Annotated in this window: 17 protein-coding genes; 11 read left to right on the top strand and 6 right to left on the bottom strand. The window is 61.9% G+C overall.

The genetic code is table 11. The annotated features are described in order from the left end of the window. Positions 1 to 3: 3 nt before the first annotated feature. Positions 4 to 513, bottom strand: coding sequence for a sigma-70 family RNA polymerase sigma factor (locus ACWPW0_RS00085; protein WP_454254055.1), 510 nt, complete (start codon positions 511 to 513; stop codon positions 4 to 6). A gap of 196 nt (positions 514 to 709) precedes the next feature. On the opposite strand from ACWPW0_RS00085, the gene glyQ reads away from it, so the two are divergent. The 11 genes from glyQ (at position 710) to ACWPW0_RS00030 (ending at position 12,242) form a co-directional block, all read left to right on the top strand. Then, the gene (gene glyQ / locus ACWPW0_RS00080) at positions 710 to 1,657 is read left to right on the top strand and encodes a glycine--tRNA ligase subunit alpha (protein WP_447587828.1); all 948 of its coding nucleotides are present in this window, start codon (positions 710 to 712) and stop codon (positions 1,655 to 1,657) included. After that, positions 1,657 to 3,711, top strand: a complete 2,055-nt coding sequence (glyS, locus tag ACWPW0_RS00075; RefSeq protein WP_454254054.1) for a glycine--tRNA ligase subunit beta — start codon at positions 1,657 to 1,659, stop codon at positions 3,709 to 3,711. The genes glyQ and glyS overlap by 1 nt, the downstream gene beginning before the upstream one ends. Before the next feature lie 95 nt (positions 3,712 to 3,806). After that, entirely contained in the window at positions 3,807 to 4,337 is a 531-nt protein-coding gene (gene gmhB / locus ACWPW0_RS00070) for a D-glycero-beta-D-manno-heptose 1,7-bisphosphate 7-phosphatase (RefSeq protein ID WP_454254053.1), read from the top strand. Between the two features lie 14 nt (positions 4,338 to 4,351). Next, positions 4,352 to 5,125, top strand: a complete 774-nt coding sequence (locus tag ACWPW0_RS00065) for a lysophospholipid acyltransferase family protein (RefSeq protein WP_454254052.1) — start codon at positions 4,352 to 4,354, stop codon at positions 5,123 to 5,125. 220 nt (positions 5,126 to 5,345) lie between these two features. Further along, the gene (locus ACWPW0_RS00060) at positions 5,346 to 5,969 is read left to right on the top strand and encodes a CDP-alcohol phosphatidyltransferase family protein (protein WP_447587820.1); all 624 of its coding nucleotides are present in this window, start codon (positions 5,346 to 5,348) and stop codon (positions 5,967 to 5,969) included. A gap of 10 nt (positions 5,970 to 5,979) precedes the next feature. Further along, the gene (locus ACWPW0_RS00055; RefSeq protein ID WP_454254051.1) at positions 5,980 to 7,737 is read left to right on the top strand and encodes a bifunctional alpha/beta hydrolase/class I SAM-dependent methyltransferase; all 1,758 of its coding nucleotides are present in this window, start codon (positions 5,980 to 5,982) and stop codon (positions 7,735 to 7,737) included. Beyond that, positions 7,737 to 9,095, top strand: coding sequence for a phosphatase PAP2/dual specificity phosphatase family protein (locus ACWPW0_RS00050; protein WP_454254050.1), 1,359 nt, complete (start codon positions 7,737 to 7,739; stop codon positions 9,093 to 9,095). The genes ACWPW0_RS00055 and ACWPW0_RS00050 overlap by 1 nt, the downstream gene beginning before the upstream one ends. Beyond that, positions 9,085 to 9,540 carry a hypothetical protein gene (locus tag ACWPW0_RS00045; RefSeq protein ID WP_454254049.1) on the top strand — a complete coding sequence of 152 codons (456 nt, stop codon included), beginning with the start codon at positions 9,085 to 9,087 and terminating at the stop codon, positions 9,538 to 9,540. Before ACWPW0_RS00050 ends, ACWPW0_RS00045 begins: the two co-directional genes overlap by 11 nt. Before the next feature lie 9 nt (positions 9,541 to 9,549). After that, complete coding sequence (locus ACWPW0_RS00040) at positions 9,550 to 10,173, top strand: lysophospholipid acyltransferase family protein (protein ID WP_447587813.1); 624 nt, start codon at positions 9,550 to 9,552, stop codon at positions 10,171 to 10,173. A 1-nt stretch (position 10,174) separates the two neighbouring features. Continuing rightward, a complete protein-coding gene (locus tag ACWPW0_RS00035) occupies positions 10,175 to 11,107 on the top strand; it encodes a phosphatidate cytidylyltransferase (RefSeq protein WP_454254048.1) in 933 nt (310 codons plus the stop codon). A 28-nt stretch (positions 11,108 to 11,135) separates the two neighbouring features. Next, positions 11,136 to 12,242, top strand: coding sequence for a hypothetical protein (locus ACWPW0_RS00030; RefSeq protein WP_454254047.1), 1,107 nt, complete (start codon positions 11,136 to 11,138; stop codon positions 12,240 to 12,242). Positions 12,243 to 12,259: 17 nt separating this feature from the next. On the opposite strand, the gene ACWPW0_RS00025 is transcribed toward ACWPW0_RS00030, so the two are convergent. The 5 genes from ACWPW0_RS00025 to dnaA all read right to left on the bottom strand — a co-directional run. Beyond that, positions 12,260 to 13,459, bottom strand: coding sequence for a GGDEF domain-containing protein (locus tag ACWPW0_RS00025; RefSeq protein WP_454256676.1), 1,200 nt, complete (start codon positions 13,457 to 13,459; stop codon positions 12,260 to 12,262). Between the two features lie 251 nt (positions 13,460 to 13,710). Further along, positions 13,711 to 16,131: a DNA topoisomerase (ATP-hydrolyzing) subunit B gene (gene gyrB / locus ACWPW0_RS00020; protein WP_447587807.1), complete on the bottom strand. Its 2,421-nt coding sequence runs from the start codon at positions 16,129 to 16,131 to the stop codon at positions 13,711 to 13,713. Between the two features lie 4 nt (positions 16,132 to 16,135). Then, positions 16,136 to 17,239 carry a DNA replication/repair protein RecF gene (gene recF / locus ACWPW0_RS00015; RefSeq protein ID WP_454254046.1) on the bottom strand — a complete coding sequence of 368 codons (1,104 nt, stop codon included), beginning with the start codon at positions 17,237 to 17,239 and terminating at the stop codon, positions 16,136 to 16,138. Positions 17,240 to 17,246: 7 nt separating this feature from the next. Continuing rightward, entirely contained in the window at positions 17,247 to 18,350 is a 1,104-nt protein-coding gene (gene dnaN / locus ACWPW0_RS00010; protein ID WP_447587803.1) for a DNA polymerase III subunit beta, read from the bottom strand. A 30-nt stretch (positions 18,351 to 18,380) separates the two neighbouring features. Next, positions 18,381 to 19,823: chromosomal replication initiator protein DnaA (dnaA, locus tag ACWPW0_RS00005; RefSeq protein WP_447587802.1), on the bottom strand; the 1,443-nt coding region annotated here is incomplete at its 5' end.

Here is a 19,823-nt window from a genome sequence, read left to right as displayed (position 1 = left end):
TGCTCACTCGAAACGACTGGCGTAGCAGAGGGCGAATGCCTTGCTCATGGACTTCTGCACCTGATTGACGCTAAGGCCCAACTGGCTGGCGATCTGCGGATAGGTGAAGCCGTCCAGCTGCGAAAGGAAGAAAATTTCGCGCTCCCGGGCCGACAGTCCATGCAGCAGCTCATCGATTTCCACCAGCATATCGATCAGCAGCAGGCGATCCTCGGGGGAGGGCTCCAGCGCTTCGGGCCTGGCGGCCAGTGCCTCGAGGTAGGCGCGCTCCACGGCCTGGCGGCGCCAGCGGTTGATCAGCAGGCTGTTGGCAATGGTCGCCAGGTAGGCCAGCGGCTGGCGCAGGTCATGCACCGCGCGGCGCGAACGGATGATGCGTACGAAGGTGTCCTGGGCCAGATCCTCGGCATCGGCCGCATCGCTCAGGCGCTTGCGCAGCCAGCTTTTCAACCACCCATGGTGAGCGAGATAAAGCCGTTCCACATCGCGCTCGAAAACCTGCTCGCTGTCCATCAACACCAGACGCCATTAGATATGATAATTGTTCTCAACAATAATGGATGTCCGCCTCCTCGCGCAATTGCCGGGCAGTGCAGTTCGCATCTTCCTGACCACAGGCCTGCCGCACACGCTGCGCCGGACTCAAGCGCAAGCGCGCTTCGGGTATACTGCGCGGCTTTATGCCAACGCCTCGATACCGGTGAAATTCGTGAGCCAGACAACGCCCGACGTAAGCACCTTCCAAGGTCTGATCCTTGCCCTGCAAAGCTACTGGGCCGAACAGGGTTGCGTGATCCTGCAGCCCTACGACATGGAAATGGGTGCAGGTACCTTCCACACCGCCACGTTCCTGCGCGCCATCGGCCCGGAAACCTGGAACGCCGCCTACGTGCAGCCTTCGCGCCGCCCGGCCGACGGCCGCTACGGCGAGAACCCCAACCGCCTGCAGCACTACTACCAGTTCCAGGTGGTGCTCAAGCCGAACCCGGACAACATCCAGGACCTGTACCTGGAGTCGCTGCGCCGCATCGGCGTCGACACCCTGGTGCACGACATCCGCTTCGTCGAGGACAACTGGGAATCGCCGACCCTCGGCGCCTGGGGCCTGGGCTGGGAAGTCTGGCTCAACGGCATGGAAGTCACCCAGTTCACCTACTTCCAGCAGGTCGGTGGCGTCGAGTGCTACCCGGTCACCGGCGAGATCACCTACGGCCTCGAGCGCCTGGCCATGTACCTGCAGGGCGTCGACTCGGTGTATGACCTGGTCTACTCCGATGGCCCGTTCGGCAAGGTCACCTACGGCGACGTGTTCCACCAGAACGAAGTGGAGCAGTCCACCTTCAACTTCGAGCACGCCAACGTCGACAAGCTGTTCGACCTGTTCGACTTCTACGAGTCCGAGGCCAACCGCCTGATGGAGCTGAAGCTGCCGCTGCCCGCCTATGAAATGGTGATCAAGGCCTCGCACAGCTTCAACCTGCTCGACGCCCGCCGCGCCATCTCGGTGACCGCGCGCCAGCAGTACATCCTGCGCGTGCGCACGCTGTCGCGCAGCATCGCCCAGAGCTACCTGCTGGCCCGCGCCAAACTCGGCTTCCCGATGGCCACTGCGGAACTGCGTGATGAAGTACTGGCTCAGCTGAAGGAGGCCGAATAATGAGCGCTCAGGATTTTCTGGTTGAACTGGGCACCGAAGAGCTGCCACCGAAAGCGCTGAAGAGCCTGGGCGACGCCTTCCTCGCCGGCATCGAGAAAGGCCTCAAGGCTGCTGGCCTGAGCTATGCCAAGGCACACGTCTATGCCGCGCCGCGCCGCCTGGCGGTACGTGTCGACCAGCTCGCCGCGCAACAGCCGGACCGCACCGTCAACCTCGACGGCCCGCCCGTGCAGGCGGCATTCGATGCCGACGGCAACCCGACCCAGGCCGCCCTCGGCTTCGCCAAGAAATGCGGCGTCGAGCTGAGCCAGATCGACCGCAGCGGTCCGAAACTGAAGTTCAGCCAGTCCATCGCCGGCCAACCAGCCGCCAGCCTGTTGCCGGGTATCGTCGAGGCCTCGCTGAACGACCTGCCGATTCCCAAGCGCATGCGCTGGGGCGCGCGCAAGACCGAGTTCGTCCGCCCGAGTCAGTGGCTGGTGATGCTCTTTGGCGACAGTGTGATCGACTGCGAGATCCTCGCGCAGAAGGCCGGTCGCGTCTCCCGTGGCCACCGCTTCCATGCCAACCGCGACGTGCACATCAGCAGCCCGGCCAGCTATTCCGAAGACCTGCGCGGTGCCTACGTGATCGCCGACTTCGCCGAACGCCGCCGCCTGATCGATACCCGCGTCGCCGAACTGGCGGCGGCCGAGCAGGGCAGCGCCATCGTGCCGCCGGCGTTGCTGGATGAAGTCAGCGCGCTGGTCGAATGGCCGGTGCCGCTGGTCTGCTCCTTCGAGGAACGCTTCCTCGAAGTGCCGCAGGAAGCGCTGATCACCACCATGCAGGACAACCAGAAGTACTTTTGCCTGCTCGACGGCAACGGCAAGCTGCTGCCGCGCTTCATCACCGTGGCCAACATCGAATCGAAGGACCCGGCGCAGATCGTCGCCGGCAACGAGAAGGTCGTGCGCCCACGCCTGACCGACGCCGAGTTCTTCTTCAAGCAGGACAAGAAGCAGAAGCTGGAAAGCTTCAACCAGCGCCTGCAGAACGTGGTGTTCCAGGCCCAGCTCGGCACCGTGTTCGACAAGGCCGAGCGCATCTCCAGGCTGGCCGCGTTCATTGCCGAGCGCATCGGCGGCGACGCCACGCGCGCCGCCCGCGCCGGCCTGCTGTGCAAATGCGACCTGGCCACCGAAATGGTCGGCGAGTTCCCCGAGATGCAGGGCATCGCCGGCTATTACTACGCCCTCAATGACGGCGAGCCGAACGACGTCGCCCGCGCGCTGAACGAGCAGTACATGCCGCGCGGCGCTGGTGCCGAGCTGCCGCTGACCCTGACCGGCGCCGCCGTGGCCGTGGCCGACAAGCTCGACACCCTGGTCGGCATCTTCGGCATCGGCATGCTGCCTACCGGCTCCAAGGACCCGTACGCCTTGCGCCGTGCCGCGCTCGGCGTGCTGCGCATCCTCATCGAGAAGGACCTGGACCTCGACCTCAGCGCCGCCATCGCCTTCGCCATCGAGCTGTTCGGCGACAAGGTCAAGGCCGCTGGCCTGGCGCCGCAGGTACAGGACTTCATCTTCGACCGCCTGCGTGCGCGCTACGAGGACGAAGGCGTGGACGTGGCCGTGTACCAGGCCGTACGTGCCCTGAACCCTGGCTCGCCGCTGGACTTCGACCAGCGCGTGCAGGCGGTGCAGGTATTCCGCAACCTGCCGGACGCCGCCGCCCTGGCTGCCGCCAACAAGCGTGTGTCCAACCTGCTCGGCAAGTTCGAAGGTGCAGTGCCGGCCACTGTCGAGGCGCACTATTTCGACAACCCCAGCGAGTTCGCCCTGTACGCGGCGATCCAGCAGGCCGACCACGCCGTGCAACCGCTGGCCGCCGAACGTCGCTACCGCGAAGCCCTGGAGCACCTGGCCAGCCTGCGTGAGCCGGTGGATGCCTTCTTCGAGGCCGTGCTGGTCAATGCCGACGACGCCAGCGTGCGCGCCAACCGCTATGCGCTGCTGGCGCGCCTGCGTGGCCTGTTCCTTGGCGTGGCCGATATCTCGGTACTCGGCTGATGGCGAACCGGTAGGAGCGAGCCTTGCTCGCGAAGCTCTTGCGGGCCTGGTTCGCGCGCAGGGCTCGCTCCTACCCACTACCTGAAACGGCCTCAATGAAACTGCTGATTCTCGACCGCGACGGCGTCATCAATCAGGACTCCGACGACTACATCAAGACGCTGGATGAATGGATCCCCATTCCCGGCGCCATCGCTGCCATCGCTCGCCTGAGCAAGGCCGGCTGGACCGTGGCCGTGGCTACCAACCAATCGGGTCTGGCGCGCGGCTATTACAACCTCGCCACCCTGGAGGCGATGCACGCCCGGCTGCGTCAGCTGGTGACGGAGCAGGGCGGTGAACTCGGTCTGATCGTGCACTGTCCACATGGCCCCGATGACGGCTGCGAGTGTCGCAAACCGAAACCGGGCATGCTCCGGCAAATCGCTGCGCACTATCACACGAATCTCACGGGTATCTGGTTCGTTGGCGACAGTAGCGGTGACCTGGCGGCCGCCCAGGCCGTCGACTGTCAGCCCGTGTTGGTGAAAACCGGCAAGGGTGAACGGACCCTGGCCAAACCATTGCCAGCGGGAACCTTGATATTCGATGATCTGGCGGCCATCGCCGATCAGCTTCTTCTTTAGAGAAACCGAGTCCCATGACGACAGTGCAGGCCCTCAGAACCTTCCTCTTCTACCTGCTGCTGTCCTCCAGCTCGCTCTTCTGGTGCATCCTCTGCGTGTTCATCGCGCCCCTGCTGCCATTCCGTGCGCGCTATCGCCTGGTTGTCCAGGCCTGGTGCGCCAGCGCCACCTGGCTGGCCAAGGTAGTGGTCGGCATCCGCTATGAAGTCCGTGGCCTGGAAAACATTCCGGAAACACCCTGCGTAATCCTGGCCAAGCACCAGAGCACCTGGGAAACCTTCTTCCTCTCCGCCTTCTTCGAACCCCTCAGCCAGGTGGTCAAGCGTGAGCTGCTGTTCGTGCCGTTCTTCGGTTGGGCCATGGCCATGCTGCGCCCGATCGCCATCGACCGCAGCAACCCCAAGGCCGCGCTCAAGCAACTGGCCAAGCAGGGCAACGAGCGGATCAAGCAGGGCGCCTGGGTACTGGTGTTCCCCGAAGGCACGCGGATTCCGCCAGGCCAGATCGGCAAGTTCTCCCGCGGCGGTGCGGCCCTGGCGGTGAATGCCGGCCTGCCGGTACTGCCGATTGCCCACAACGCGGGCGAATTCTGGCCGAAACAGGGCTGGGCGAAGTACCCAGGCACCATCCAGGTCGTCATCGGCCCGGTGATGCACGCCGAAGGCGCGGGGCCACGAGCCATTGCCGAACTCAATGAGCGGGCCTTTGCCTGGGTCAGCGAAACCCAGCAGCAGATCAGTGGCGTTGCGCCCCACCCCTGCCCACCAGATAGCGCAAGCGCTGTTTGAGGCGCCTGTGGACAAGCTGTGTACTAAATGTCTAAAACTGCTCACGGATACCGGTAATTGCTTGATATATATGGATATATATCAAGCCTCTCGAAGCTGACCAAACGGGCATAAGTTTTTCCGCGACAACCTGCAAATGCGGGTTACGCACGCCGAACACGCCTGTAAAGGGATTAAGCTACGCCTCTGTCGAGGCCTACCAGACAAGGACTTCCGCCCCATGCTGTCGATCTATCAGCTGAAACCCCGCTTCCAGAATCTGCTGCGCCCTGGCGTCACTCGCCTGCATGCGCGCGGCGTCACCGCCAACCAGGTCACTCTGTTCGCCGGTATCGTTTCGGTGCTGATCGGCGCACTGCTGGCACTGTGTATCGGCCAGGTCTGGCTGTTCGCCCTGATCCCGCTGTGGATGATCCTGCGCATGGCCCTGAACGCAGTCGACGGCATGCTCGCCCGTGAATTCGGCCAACAGTCGAAGCTGGGGGCCTACCTCAATGAACTCTGCGACGTGATCGCCGACAGCGCCCTGTACCTGCCGTTTGCCCTGCTGCCTGGCGTGTCGCCGTTGCTGGTGATCCTGGTGGTGCTGTTCGCCGTGATCAGCGAATACACCGGCGTGCTCGGCCCGATGGTCGGCGCTTCGCGGCGCTATGACGGCCCCATGGGCAAGAGCGACCGCGCTTTCTGCTTCGGCGTACTGGGCGCCGGTGTGGCGTGCGGGCTGCTCGCAGCGTCTTGGATAAACGTGGCACTGGGCATCATCCTGGCGCTGCTGCTGTACACCCTGTTCAACCGAGTGCGCCAAGGCCTGGCCGAAGTCGCACCGTCCAACCAGCCGGAATAAGGATATTTCGATGCGCGACGTTCAGAACCACATCTTCACCACCCACGATGGCGTTGAGCTGCTCTACCGCCACTGGCCAGCCACGAGCACCGACAACGCGGCAGCGCGCCGGGCTGTGGTGATGTTCCACCGGGGTCACGAACACGGTGGGCGCATGGCCCATCTGGTCGACGAACTGGACCTGCCCGATTTCGATTTCTACGCCTGGGATGCCCGCGGCCATGGCCTGTCGCCTGGCGCACGTGGCGACAGTCCGAGCTTCGCCACCAGCGTGCGCGACGTGCAGACCTTCATCGACCATATCGCCGCCAAACATGGCACCGCCATCGAAGACATGGCCGTGCTGGCGCAGAGCGTCGGTGCCGTGGTGGTGTCGACCTGGGCGCATGACTACGCCCCGAAGATCCGCGCCCTGGTACTCGCCTCGCCAGCGTTCAAGGTCAAGCTCTACGTGCCCTTCGCCCGCCCCGGCCTGAAGCTGATGCGCGCCTGGCGCGGCAACTTCTTCGTCAACAGCTACGTGAAAGCCAAGTTCCTCAGCCACGACCCCGAGCGCATCGCCTCGTTCGAGAACGACCCGCTGATCACCCGGCCGATCTCGGTGAACATGCTGCTCGGCCTGTACGAAGCCGCCGATCGCGTGGTGGCCGATGCCCAGGCGATCCAGATCCCGACCCAACTACTGATTTCCGGTGCCGACTTCGTCGTCCACCGCAAACCGCAGGAGCAGTTCTTCGAGCGCCTGGGCAGCCTGCGCAAGGAAAAGCACATCCTCCCGGGTTTCTTTCACGACACCCTCGGTGAGCGCGATCGCGCCCATGCCCTGGTGCGTGCCCGCCGCTTCATCCTGCGCAATTTCGAGGAGCCGGTAAGCCGCCCTTCACTGCTGGATGCCGACCGCCTGGGCCTGACCTGCGCCGAATCCGAGGAGCTGTCGGCACCGCTGCCGAAGAACTCGCTGGGCGACCTATACTGGCGCAGCACCCGTGCCAGCCTCAAGCTCGGCAGCACGCTGTCCGACGGGGTCAAACTGGGCTTCGACACCGGCTTCGATTCCGGCAGCACCCTGGACTATGTCTACCGCAACACGCCAAGCGGTAAATCCGCGCTGGGTCGGCTGATCGACCAGAACTACCTCAAGTCCATCGGCTGGCGTGGCATTCGCCAGCGCAAGGTACATGCCGAAGAGCTGCTGCGCCTGGCCATGGGCCTGCTGCGCGAGCAGGGCAAGGGCGTGCGCATCGTCGATATCGCTGCCGGCCATGGCCGCTACATTCTCGAATCCCTGGAAGGACTGGAGCACAAGCCGGACTCGATCCTGCTGCGCGACTACAGCGACATCAACGTGCGCGATGGTGCCGCGCTGATCGAACATAAGGGCTTGGGCGAGATTGCGCGCTTCGTCAAAGGCGACGCCTTCGACAAGGCTGATCTGGCAGCCCTGGAGCCGAGGCCGACACTCGCGGTGGTGTCCGGGCTGTATGAACTGTTCGGCAGCAACCAGATGGTTGGTGATTCGCTGGCCGGCCTGGCCGCGGCAGTCGAGGAGGGCGGCTATCTGGTCTACACCGGGCAGCCGTGGCACCCGCAGCTGGAACTGATCGCCCGCGCCCTGACCAGCCACCGCGACGGCCAGCCCTGGGTCATGCGCCGCCGCAGCCAGGCGGAGATGGACCAACTGGTAGAGGCCGCCGGCTTTCGCAAGGTCACCCAGCGTATCGACGAATGGGGCATCTTCAGCGTCTCCCTGGCGCAGCGGGTGTCCTGATGAACGCCGTTTCCACTGCGCGAGAAACCGGGTTGTGGAAGCGGGGCGTACTCTGGCTGCTAGTACTGGGTCCGTTGTTCTTCGCCAGTTATGGCTTTGCCAACTGGCTGACGGCCCAGCGCGACGATGTCGGCAGCCTGGTGTTCGCCTGGGAAAGCCAGACACCGCTATGGGCCTGGACCATCGTGCCCTATTGGTCGATCGACCTGCTCTACGGCCTGTCTTTCCTGCTGCCCGTCAGCCGCCGCGAAATGGACCGCCACGCCCTGCGCCTGCTCAGCACGCAACTGCTGTGCGTTGCCTGCTTCCTCCTATGGCCGTTGCGCTTCACCTTCGAACGCCCCGCCCTGGAGGGTACCTTCGGCCTGATGTTCGATGTGCTGATGGGCTTCGACAAACCCTTCAATCAGGCGCCGTCGCTGCATATCGCCCTGCTGGTGGTGATCTGGGTGATGTTCGCCCGCCACACCCACGGCCCGTGGTTGCGCGGCCTGCTGCACGGCTGGATGGCGCTGATCGGGGTGTCGGTACTGACCACCTGGCAGCACCACTTCATCGACGTGCCCACCGGCATACTGGCCGGCTGGCTGTGCGTGTGGCTATGGCCCATCGAGGGACATAGCCCGTTGCTGGCAGCACGTCCGGCGAAGATGGCCAAGCGCTGGCGTCTGGCCCTGCGCTACGCCTTTGGCGCGGCCCTGTGCGTTGCCATCGCCGCAAATGTCGCGGGCATTGCCTTGTGGCTGCTGTGGCCCGCCGTGGCGTTGCTGCTGGTGGCCTTGAACTACGCACTGGTCGGCGCCGAAGGCTTCCAGAAGCAGGCCAACGGCCGCCTGACCCAGGCCGCCAACTGGTTGTTCGCGCCCTATCTGCTCGGCGCCTGGCTCAACTCGCGACTGTGGACACGGCGTCAGCCTGCCCCCAGCGAGATCGTGCCTGGTATCTGGCTGGGCCGCCTGCCGGACGCCAAGCAGTTGCAGGGCTTCGCCGCTGTCGTCGACCTGTGTGCCGAGTTGCCGCTGAACACCCAGGGCAAGGCCTACCGCAGCATTCCCGTGCTGGACCTGACCACGCCCACGGTGGATGACTGCCTGCAGGCCGCCGCCGCCATCGAGGCGCTGCGCCAACAGGGGCCGTTGCTGGTCTGCTGCGCGCTCGGCTACTCGCGCAGTGCCTGCGCCGTTGCTGCCTGGCTGTTGCTGTACAGCGGTGGCAAGGATGTTGACGATGTTCTGCAGCGCATCCGTCAGGCTCGCCCGCAGATCGTCCTGAGTGATGCCCACCAGCAGGTCCTGGCAGCACTGCGGCAGTTGCCGGCACAGGCACCCATCGCGCAGGAGGTGGCTCATGGCCTCTGAGATGTCCCTGCTGCTGATCGCCAGCCTGCTGCGCCGTGGCCGCCAACTCGACCAACTGTCCACCGGACTGACCCTGCTGGGTCTGGCCGGCGGCCTGCTACCGCTGTTGATCGGACGCGGCAACCTGCTCATGGCGCTGCCCTGCGTCCTGCTGATCCTGCTCGGCCTGGTGCAGAAGTACTGGGCGATTCGCGTGGCCCTGGATGCCGAGCTGTTCGCGACTTTGGCCGCCGACCCGACGCAGCGACAAGCGCGCCTCGCCGAGCTGGATGCGGCCTTGGTCGAGCTCCATTTGCAGCCTGCCGCTCAAGCTGCCCGCCCCTGGGATGCGCGCATTCTTGGTGCCTGGCGCCTGTTGCGTCTGCAGGCCCTGTGGCTGGGCGTCCAACTGTTCCTGGCCCTGATCATGATCCTCGTCGTACCTTGGTTTTCCTTCGCTGGATAGGAGTTGTCCATGCTCGCTTCATTGACTGCCTTTGCCATCACCTCGGGGGCACGCCTGCTCACCGGGGCACGTGCGCTCTGGCTGGGCTCTACGCCCAAGCCGGTACAGCGCCTGTACTACGCCAACCACAGCAGCCACGGTGACTTCGTACTGTTGTGGGCCTCGCTGCCGATGGAGCTGCGGCGCCAGACCCGCCCGGTTGCCGGTGCCGATTACTGGCAAAAGGGCGGGCTGCGCAGCTTCGTGATCAACGATGTGTTCAACGGCGTGCTGGTCGACCGGGACCGCAGCAACCCCGAGCACAACCCGCTGCAACCAATGCTCGATGCGCTGGAGCAGGGCGACTCGCTGATCATCTTCCCCGAAGGCACGCGCAACCTTGGCGACGAACCGCTGCTGCCGTTCAAGAGCGGCATCTTTCACCTGGCCAACGCTGCGCCGCAGGTGGAGCTGATCCCGGTGTGGATCGCCAACCTCAACCGGGTCATGCCCAAGGGCAGGGCGCTGCCATTGCCACTGCTGTGCACCCTGAGTTTCGGTGCGCCACTGGAACGCCTGCCCGACGAAGACAAGACCGCGTTCCTCGAACGCGCGCGCAACGCCCTGTTGCACCTGGCGCCCGAGGAGGCCTGAGATGGATCGCAATACCCTGCTGCTGTTCGTCGGTATCGGTGCCATCCTGCTGCTGGCGTCGCTGATCGGCTATGTGCTCAAACGTCGTTCGGGTGACACGCCCAACTCGGTCATCGACAACCTCAACGCACGGATCAATGCCTGGTGGGTGATGGTGCTGGTCATCGGCATCGCCTTCATGTTCGGCAAGAATGGCGTGATCGTGCTGTTCTACTGCGTTTCCTTCTACGCCCTGCGCGAATTCATGACCCTGACGCCGACGCGGCGCAGCGATTATCCCGCGCTGGTGGCCGCCTTCTACTTCGCCCTGCCGGTGCAGTACCTGCTGATCGGTATCGACTGGTACGGCATGTTCACCATCTTCATCCCGGTCTATCTGTTCTTGCTGTTGCCGATCCTCGCCTCACTGGGCGGCGATACCACACGCTTCCTCGAACGTGCGTCGAAGGTGCAGTGGGGGCTGATGATCGCGGTGTACTGCATCTCCGCCGTGCCAGCGCTGCTGACCCTGGATATTGCCGGCTACGAAGGACGCAACCTGCTGTTGATCGCCTGGCTGGTGATCGTCGTGCAGCTTTCCGATGTACTGCAGTACGTCTGCGGCAAGCTCTTCGGCAAACACAAGATCGCACCGCTGCTGTCCCCGTCGAAGACCGTGGAAGGCTTCGTCGGTGGCGTTGCCCTGGCCACGCTGATCGGTGCGCTGCTGTGCTGGATCACGCCGTTCAGCTTCTGGCAGGCGGCAATGATCGCCCTGATGGTCAACCTGCTCGGTTTCGCCGGCGGCCTGGTGATGTCGGCGATCAAGCGCGACCGTGGCGTGAAGGACTGGGGCCACATGATCGAAGGCCACGGCGGCATGCTCGATCGCCTGGACTCGGTGTGCTTCGCCGCGCCGATCTTCTTCCACGTAGTGCGTTACTGGTGGACCTGAAGCCTGCCAGTAACGAGAGCCAGCCCACATGATTCCAGTCGCCCTTCCGAGCGCCTCGTTCTACCTGCTGCTATTGATCTCCTTCCTTGCCGCCCTGCTATTGGGCGGCTGGTTGCTGGCGCTGCTCGCGAGTCGCGGCGCGCGGGCGAGCCTGCGTCGGCACTGGCTGATCAGTTTGCTGCTGATGCTGGTTCTCGTGCCCCTGACGGCGTTCCAGATCGTTTTTCAGCACGGGGTGCAGCAGATCCACCAGGAGAGCGAACGACGCCAGGCAGCGCTGCGCAGCACGCTGGAGGCACCTACTACGCTCTATGGCATCGAGATGCCTGCCGGTACCCGGCTGACGCTGCAACGGGAACACCAGCCGGAAACCTTCACCAGCGCCGAATTCCCTCAACCGGTGCTCATCCAGGGTATTGCGACCTTGCGCCTCAATCGCTGGTTGCAAGTCCTCCACCAGGAAGGCGTGCCCTACGACGAATCACCGCTGCGTACCACCAGCCTGAAGCTCAGTGGGGAAGGGCAAGCCGCCATTGAAGGCTGGCAGTGCGATATCAGCGCCCCGGTCGAATTCGATGTCAGTGAAGAGAACGACATTCGCTTCAGAACATGTTCACTGAGCGCCGGTAACAGTGTCGCCGGCATCGCCCTGCCGGCCGGTACCGAGTTGCTGGCCAGCGATGGGACCCTCTACACCAACGGCTTTCGCGACAATGATCGCTGGCAGCTGGCTATCCCCGACCAGCAGGTAATAACGCTGAATGGCATTGCACTATCCGGTCTCAGCCTGCGCCTGGATCAGCAGCGGCAGCTGCACAGTTTCGACAATGCCGAATTGGTGTGCTCCCTGCAGCTGGGTGGCTGGCGCTACCCGCCAGGTACTACGGTCAGTTCGGTACCGCTGCACCTGCGCAAGCAGTACCCAAACAGTTGGCTGCTCAGCCCTTATGAACAAGCCGCTGAACGCGCCGATGGTGAGCGTGCCGAAGACGGCATTACTCATGTCTGGGACCTGCAAAAAACACAGCTATTAGCGCAGATGAGCAACGCCGAAGCCGGGGTCATGCGCTTTGCCACCATCCTTGTCGGTGACCAGCAAGAACCGCAGCGACCAGCCTGCCCCACGGGCAGGTGAGTTGGGCTGTCGGCAACTCAGCCGATCTCTTTGAGTTCGTCTGCCAGGAAGGGATCGATCACGCCGGGATACGCCGCCAACAGGCGCAAGGTATTGCGCCCCTCCAGCTTGGCCTCATACAGCGCCACATCCGCCTTGCCGATCAGGCTATCCGACGTATCCGCGGGCCCCGGTACCGCACACCACAACCCCGCACTGAAGCTGAGGGGAATCTGCAGGTTACCGAACTGGGCCGGCGTCTCGGCCATGGAGCGACGCAGTTCATCGACCACGGCCATCGCATTCTCGGCCGTGGTATCCGACAGCAACAGCAGGAACTCCTCACCGCCATAGCGACCAATGCTGTCGGATGCACGCAACCGTTGGGACAGGTGACGGACACAGTGGCAGAGCACTTCATCACCTGCCAAATGGCCATAGCGGTCATTGATCTGCTTGAAGTGATCGATATCGATCATGGCGATTGCCAGTGAGCTGCCCGCCCGACGGGCGCGTTCCAACTCGGCGGAAAGACGCTCCAGAATCGCCCGACGATTGAGCATGCCGGTCAGCGCATCACGCAGGGCCATATGATGCAGCTTCGACTCGCTGCGCTCCTTGGAGAGCAGGACCAGCCCCAGGGAAAACATCATCACGGTGGCCGTACCAATGGCCACGGAAATGGTCTGTTTGAGGTTGCTGACGTCGTATTGCATGTCCTGCGCCACGCCCGCCAGGATCGAGACTACGCGCATCAGCAAGCCAACCAGGCTGATACAGGCCCCGACGATCAACAGACCGTGAGCACGCCCACCTGACTGCGCATTGCGGTAGGCCCAGATCATGATCAACAGGCACTGCACGCTCAGCACCGAGGAGGAAGCCAGCATCCTCGGCTCACGTGTGTCGATCAGCACCACCATCAGCACCACCATGAGCAGGGGCAGGCTGGAGATAAATAGCCAGGGAGTGCGAAGACCCCGGATGCGGAAAATGCTGATCGTATAGAACGCCAGGGCCACCGAGAGCAGCGAATTACCCACGCCGTAGGTCAACCAGAGCGGAGCATGGCCATACAGGGTGTAGCAGACATAAGCGAAGGAATGAGCGAACAGCCCACAGCCTGTGGTGAACAATCCATCGCGAAGCTTGAGTTGCCCAGCGACGATCAGACAGATCGCCATGGTGGTTGCCACCAGGGCAACGGAAGCGAAGAGGGTTGGCGTGTGTGCGGCGATCATGATGACCTGGCTGGGAAGGAACGGTAGCTGAATGAGGTCAGCACCATGGTGTCAGTATGATAGTAAAGAACTCCCAAGGCCGATAAAACGTCAGTAATGCCTATCCACGTACCATTTCGCCAAGCTGGATACTGGCTCACACCAAGGCATTCCCAGCGCGCATTCAAGAGCCACTCAATAAGCTTTTGATATTCCAATAAAAAACCCGGCGCTAGGCCGGGTTTTTCATGATTGCAGGGTGAATGGACTCAGAAGTCCAGGTTCGACACTGCCAGGGCATTGCTTTCGATGAAGTCACGGCGCGGCTCTACCGCATCGCCCATCAGGGTATTGAAGATCTGGTCCGCACCAATGGCGTCTTCGATCGTCACCTTGAGCATGCGACGCACAGCCGGGTCCATGGTGGTTTCCCACAACTGCTCCGGGTTCATCTCGCCCAGACCTTTATAGCGCTGGATGCTATGGCGCTTGGTGCTTTCGGTCATCAGCCAGTTCAGCGCGTCCTTGAAAGTGGTGACCACTTTCTTGCGCTCGCCACGCTGCACGTAGGCACCATCTTCCAGCAGGCTGTTCAGCTGTTCGCCAAGCGTAGTTACCGTGCGGTAATCATTACTGGCGAAGAAATCACGGTTGAAGGTGATGTAGCTGGACAGGCCATGCGCCATGATTTCCACCTCTGGCAGCCACAGGTGGCGCTCGCGGTCTTCACGCAGGCTGGCCTGGTAGGTCTGACCGGATTTCTCCACATCCTTCAGGCGAGCCTGCAAGCCGTCCAGCCAGGTTTGCATCGCCGCCTGGTCAGCGAGTTGTTCGACGGAAACCCGTGGCAGGTAGACGAAATGCTCGGTGATGTCCTGCGGATAGACACGGGACAGGCGACCGAGCGTTTTCATCACGCCACGGTAATCATTGACCAGACGTTCCAGCGCCTCACCGGAGATACCCGGAGCGTTGTCGTTGACGTGCAGGCTGGCATCCTCGAGGGCGGACTGGGTCATGTACTCGTCCATGGCCTCGTCGTCCTTGATGTATTGCTCCTGCTTGCCTTTCTTCACCTTGTACAACGGCGGTTGGGCGATGTAGATGTAGCCGCGCTCGATCAGCTCAGGCAATTGCCGGAAGAAGAAGGTCAGCAACAGGGTACGGATGTGCGAACCGTCAACGTCGGCATCGGTCATGATGATGATGTTGTGGTAACGCAACTTCTCGATGTTGTATTCCTCGCGACCGATGCCACACCCCAGCGCGGTGATCAGCGTACCGACTTCCTGGGAAGAGAGCATCTTGTCGAAGCGCGCCTTCTCGACGTTGAGGATCTTGCCCTTGAGCGGCAGGATCGCTTGGGTCCTGCGGTTACGCCCCTGCTTCGCAGAGCCGCCCGCGGAGTCCCCTTCCACGATATAGAGTTCGGAAAGCGCTGGGTCTTTCTCCTGGCAATCAGCCAGTTTGCCTGGCAGGCCGGCGATATCCAGGGCACCTTTGCGACGCGTCATCTCGCGGGCCTTGCGCGCAGCTTCTCGGGCACGGGCAGCGTCGATCATCTTGCCGACCACGGCCTTGGCTTCGTTGGGGTTTTCCAGCAGGAAGTCGGCGAAGTGCTTGCCCATTTCCTGTTCGACCGCAGTTTTCACCTCGGAGGAAACCAGCTTGTCCTTGGTCTGCGAGCTGAATTTCGGGTCTGGAACCTTGACCGAAATGATCGCCGTCAGTCCTTCCCGAGCATCGTCACCGGTGGTGGCGATCTTGTGCTTCTTGGCCAGACCTTCGGCTTCGATGTAGTTGTTCAGGTGGCGGGTGAGGGCAGAGCGGAAGCCTGCCAGGTGAGTACCACCATCGCGCTGCGGGATGTTGTTGGTGAAGCACAACAGGTTCTCGTTGAAACTGTCGTTCCACTGCAACGCCACTTCCACACCCACGCCGTCTTCTTCACGCTGGATGTTGAAGTGGAAGACCTGGTTGACGATGGTCTTGTTGGTATTCAGGTATTCAACGAAAGCCTTGAGGCCACCTTCGTACTTGAACAGCTCTTCCTTGCCGCTGCGCTCGTCCTTCAGCAGGATGCCAACGCCGGAGTTGAGGAAGGACAGCTCACGCAACCGCTTGGCCAGGATGTCCCAGCTGAAGTGGATATTGCGGAAGGTTTCGTCGGATGGCTTGAAGTGGATCTGTGTACCGGAATCTTCACTGTCACCGACAGGTGCCAGAGGCGCCTGTGGAACGCCGTGCACATAGGTCTGCTCCCAGATCTTGCCGCTACGGCGGATGGTCAGAATCAGCTCTTTGGACAAGGCGTTGACCACCGAGACACCCACGCCGTGCAGGCCGCCGGATACCTTGTAGCTGTTGTCATCGAACTTACCGCCGGCGTGCAGCACGGTCATGATGACCTCTGCAGCGGAGACGCCTTCCTCCTTGTGGATGTCGACCGGGATGCCGCGGCCGTTGTCGCGCACGGTGATCGACTCATCCGGGTGGATGGTGATGCTGATATCGCTGCAATAACCGGCCAGCGCTTCGTCAATCGAGTTATCGACCACCTCGAAGACCATGTGGTGCAGACCGCTGCCATCGTCGGTATCACCGATGTACATGCCTGGTCGCTTGCGTACGGCATCCAGGCCCTTGAGGACCTTAATACTGTTGGAGTCGTACGTTTGGTTTTCGCTCATGCCTTCACTCCCGGTGGTCGTGGGTCTGGGTGATGCAGCCATGTTCCACGTGGAACATCGCAACTGGCGTATCCGTGCGCCAGCCATCCCGCAATAATTCGTGATCGACACAGGTGATAAACACCTGACACTGCAACTCTTCGAGCAGCCGGCACAAGGCCTGTCGATGTTGTTCATCCAGTTCCGACGGTAAGTCGTCTACCAGATAGATGCATTGGCCAAGTTTGGCCTGGTTCAGCAGATGCCCTTGGGCAATGCGCAATGCGCACACCACCAGTTTCTGCTGACCGCGGGACAATATCTCCGCGGCATTATGTGCGCCTAAGCGCAGACGCAAGTCCGCTCGCTGCGGTCCGGCCTGCGTATGCCCAAGCTGCTGGTCCCTAGGCAAGGAAGTCGCCAATACATCACTCAGCGCCTTGTCCTTGTCCCAGCCCCGGTAATAACTCAGGGTCAACCCTTCCAGGTCCACCAGCTCCGCCAGCACCTGCTCGAAAACCGGCTTCAGCGCTTGTATATAGGCCCGTCGGTAACCATCCAGCTCATCGCTGGCGGTACACAATTCACGGTCCCAGGCGGCCTGTACAGCGCCGTCCAGTGTACCATGTCGTAGCCATGAGTTACGTTGCCGCAGGGCCTTCTGCAGGCGCTGCCAGGCCGGCAGGAAACGAGGTTCCACGTGGAACACTCCCCAATCAAGGAACTGCCGGCGAATCTTTGGTGCACCTTCCAGAAGCCGAAAGCTATCCGGATTGATCAGTTGCAGCGGCAGGACTTCAGCCAGTTGTGCCGTGCTGCGCGCATTCTGTCCATCGATACGAATCTGCAACTCGCCCTGTCGATCACGGGAAATCCCCAAACTGCTATCGCGCCCATCCGCCAGACGCACCTGGCCAAATACGGTACAGGCAGGCTGTTCGTACTGAATCATCGGTAACAGGCGATTGCTGCGAAACGAGCGAGCGAGGCCAAGCAGATGGACAGCCTCCAGCAGGCTGGTCTTACCGCTGCCGTTGGCGCCGTGAAGGATGTTGATACGCGGGGAGGGGGAGAGCGTCACCGGGTGCAGATTGCGCACCGCGGTGACGGTGACACGCGAGAGGGACATTCAGAGGTTACAGACGCATCGGCATAACGACGTAAGAAGAGTCGTCATTGCCTGCTTCCTGTACCAGGGCGCTGCTGTTGGAATCGGAGAGGATCAGCCGCACTTGATCGGTGGTCATCACACCCAGCACATCGAGCAGGTAGCTGACGTTGAAACCGATTTCCAGCGAACCACCGTTGTAGTCCACGGCCACTTCTTCCTCGGCTTCTTCCTGTTCCGGGTTGTTGGCCTGGATCTTCAGCTGGCCCGTGGCCAATTGCAGGCGGATACCACGGTACTTTTCGTTGGACAGAATCGAGGTGCGGCTAAAGGCTTCACGCAGCGCCTGGCGATCACCAATCACCAGCTTGTCGCCACCACGCGGCAGCACGCGCTCGTAGTCGGGGAATTTGCCGTCGACCAGCTTCGAGGTGAAGGTGAACTCACCCGTGGTAGCACGCACATGATGCTGACCCAGGACAATGGAAACTTCGCCGTCCTGCTCGGTAAGCAGACGGGCCAGCTCGAGGATACCTTTGCGCGGCACGATGACCTGATGCTTCTCGGTGTTCTCGATCGCCGCTTCCATGGAGCACATCGCCAGACGGTGACCGTCAGTGGCTACGGCACGCAGGATCCCCGTCTGCACTTCGATGAGCATGCCGTTGAGGTAATAGCGGACATCCTGCTGCGCCATCGCGAAACTGGTCCGCTCGATCAGCCGGCGCAGTTTGCTCTGTACCAGGGTAAAGGTCAGCGAACCTGGGCCTTCCTCGACCGTCGGGAAATCATTGGCCGGCAGCGTGGACAGTGTGAAGCGGCTGCGGCCGGCCTTGACCACCAACTTCTGCTCATCGACACGGATGTCGATCAGGGCGTCGTTGGGCAGGCTCTTGCAGATATCCATCAGCTTGCGCGCCGGCACGGTAATTTCACCCGGCTCGGCTGCATCTTCCAGGGTGACCCGGCCGACCAGCTCGACTTCCAGATCCGTGCCTGTCAGCGACAGCTGTTGGCCTTCGACCACCAGCAGCACATTGGACAGTACCGGCAGCGTCTGGCGGCGTTCGACGACGCCGGCGACCAGTTGCAGGGGTTTCAACAGGGCTTCGCGTTGAATGGTGAAATGCATGGTCTCGTCCCTTTGCCTCGTGGGCTGCTATCAGGTGGTCAAGGTGCGCAGCAGGTTCTTGTAGTCCTCGCGGATATCCGCGTCGGATTCCCTAAGTTCAGCAATCTTACGACAGGCGTGCAGTACTGTGGTGTGGTCTCTTCCGCCAAACGCATCACCAATTTCCGGCAGGCTGTGGTTGGTCAGTTCCTTGGACAATGCCATGGCGACCTGACGCGGCCTGGCCACCGAACGCGAACGGCGTTTGGAGAGCAGATCGGAAATCTTGATCTTGTAGTATTCGGCCACCGTACGCTGGATGTTATCCACACTCACCAGCTTGTCTTGCAGTGCCAGCAAGTCCTTGAGCGACTCGCGGATCAGTTCGATGGTGATCGGCTGATTGGTGAAGTGCGAGTGTGCAATAACGCGCTTCAACGCGCCTTCGAGTTCACGCACGTTGGAGCGAATGCGCTGGGCAATGAAGAACGCCGCATCATGGGGCAGGTCGACTTTGGTCTGCTCGGCCTTCTTCATCAGAATAGCCACGCGCGTTTCCAGCTCCGGCGGCTCGACGGCAACGGTCAGGCCCCAGCCAAAGCGCGATTTGAGTCGCTCCTCGAGGCCTTCGATTTCCTTGGGGTAGCGGTCGCTGGTGAGAATTACCTGCTGACCGCCTTCGAGCAAGGCATTGAAGGTATGGAAGAACTCTTCTTGCGAACGTTCCTTCTTGGCGAAGAACTGAATATCGTCGATCAGCAAGGCATCCACCGATCGGTAGAAACGCTTGAACTCGTTGATCGCATTCAGTTGCAGCGCCTTGACCATATCCGCCACGAAACGCTCGGAGTGCAGGTACACCACTTTGGCGTTCGGGTTTTTCTTCAAGAGATGGTTGCCCACCGCATGCATAAGGTGGGTCTTGCCCAGGCCGACGCCACCATAGAGGAACAGCGGGTTGTAACCATGCTTGAGGTTGTCCGCAACCTGCCAGGCGGCCGCACGGGCCATCTGGTTGGACTTGCCCTCAACGAAGTTCTCGAAGGTGAAGGTACGGTTCAGGTAACTGGTGTGTTTCAGCGCACCTTCTACCTGCACGGTGCGCTCGACAGGTCGCGAAGGAGCAGGCTCAGGGGCAGCCACCTGGGTTGAGCCCGGTGTGGTGACTGGCTCATTGACTGGCGCTGAAGGTGTGCTGGTGGGGCGGTTCATTACGGGAGGCGGTGTCATTGCACGCGGAGCCGCGCTGCGTTTACTGCCTATGAGCAGCGACAAGGACGGCGCAAGACCATTGGCACGCTCAGCCAGCAGCTCAAGCAGACGAACCATGTATTTTTCGTTGACCCAATCGAGCACGAAACGGTTCGGCGCATACACCCGCAGATCGTCACCTTCGGATTCAACCTGCAGAGGACGAATCCAGGTGTTGAATTGCTGAGCCGGCAATTCGTCACGAAGCAGCTCGACGCACTGCTGCCAAAGTTCAACGGACAC

The sequence above is a fragment of the Pseudomonas sp. Marseille-Q8238 genome (assembly GCF_965111915.1).
The sequence above is the reverse complement of the archived record's forward strand: the minus strand, read 5'-3'. Positions and strand labels throughout refer to the sequence as shown.

Excerpts from the sequence above, each read along its gene's own strand:
- ACWPW0_RS00085 (WP_454254055.1), bottom strand. The coding sequence starts at position 513 with ATGGACAGCGAGCAGGTTTTCGAGCGCGATGTGGAACGGCTTTATCTC.
- glyS (WP_454254054.1), top strand. The coding sequence starts at position 1,657 with ATGAGCGCTCAGGATTTTCTGGTTGAACTGGGCACCGAAGAGCTGCCA.
- gmhB (WP_454254053.1), top strand. The coding sequence starts at position 3,807 with ATGAAACTGCTGATTCTCGACCGCGACGGCGTCATCAATCAGGACTCC.
- ACWPW0_RS00065 (WP_454254052.1), top strand. The coding sequence starts at position 4,352 with ATGACGACAGTGCAGGCCCTCAGAACCTTCCTCTTCTACCTGCTGCTG.
- ACWPW0_RS00060 (WP_447587820.1), top strand. The coding sequence starts at position 5,346 with ATGCTGTCGATCTATCAGCTGAAACCCCGCTTCCAGAATCTGCTGCGC.
- ACWPW0_RS00055 (WP_454254051.1), top strand. The coding sequence starts at position 5,980 with ATGCGCGACGTTCAGAACCACATCTTCACCACCCACGATGGCGTTGAG.
- ACWPW0_RS00050 (WP_454254050.1), top strand. The coding sequence starts at position 7,737 with ATGAACGCCGTTTCCACTGCGCGAGAAACCGGGTTGTGGAAGCGGGGC.
- ACWPW0_RS00045 (WP_454254049.1), top strand. The coding sequence starts at position 9,085 with ATGGCCTCTGAGATGTCCCTGCTGCTGATCGCCAGCCTGCTGCGCCGT.
- ACWPW0_RS00040 (WP_447587813.1), top strand. The coding sequence starts at position 9,550 with ATGCTCGCTTCATTGACTGCCTTTGCCATCACCTCGGGGGCACGCCTG.
- ACWPW0_RS00035 (WP_454254048.1), top strand. The coding sequence starts at position 10,175 with ATGGATCGCAATACCCTGCTGCTGTTCGTCGGTATCGGTGCCATCCTG.
- ACWPW0_RS00030 (WP_454254047.1), top strand. The coding sequence starts at position 11,136 with ATGATTCCAGTCGCCCTTCCGAGCGCCTCGTTCTACCTGCTGCTATTG.
- gyrB (WP_447587807.1), bottom strand. The coding sequence starts at position 16,131 with ATGAGCGAAAACCAAACGTACGACTCCAACAGTATTAAGGTCCTCAAG.
- recF (WP_454254046.1), bottom strand. The coding sequence starts at position 17,239 with ATGTCCCTCTCGCGTGTCACCGTCACCGCGGTGCGCAATCTGCACCCG.
- dnaN (WP_447587803.1), bottom strand. The coding sequence starts at position 18,350 with ATGCATTTCACCATTCAACGCGAAGCCCTGTTGAAACCCCTGCAACTG.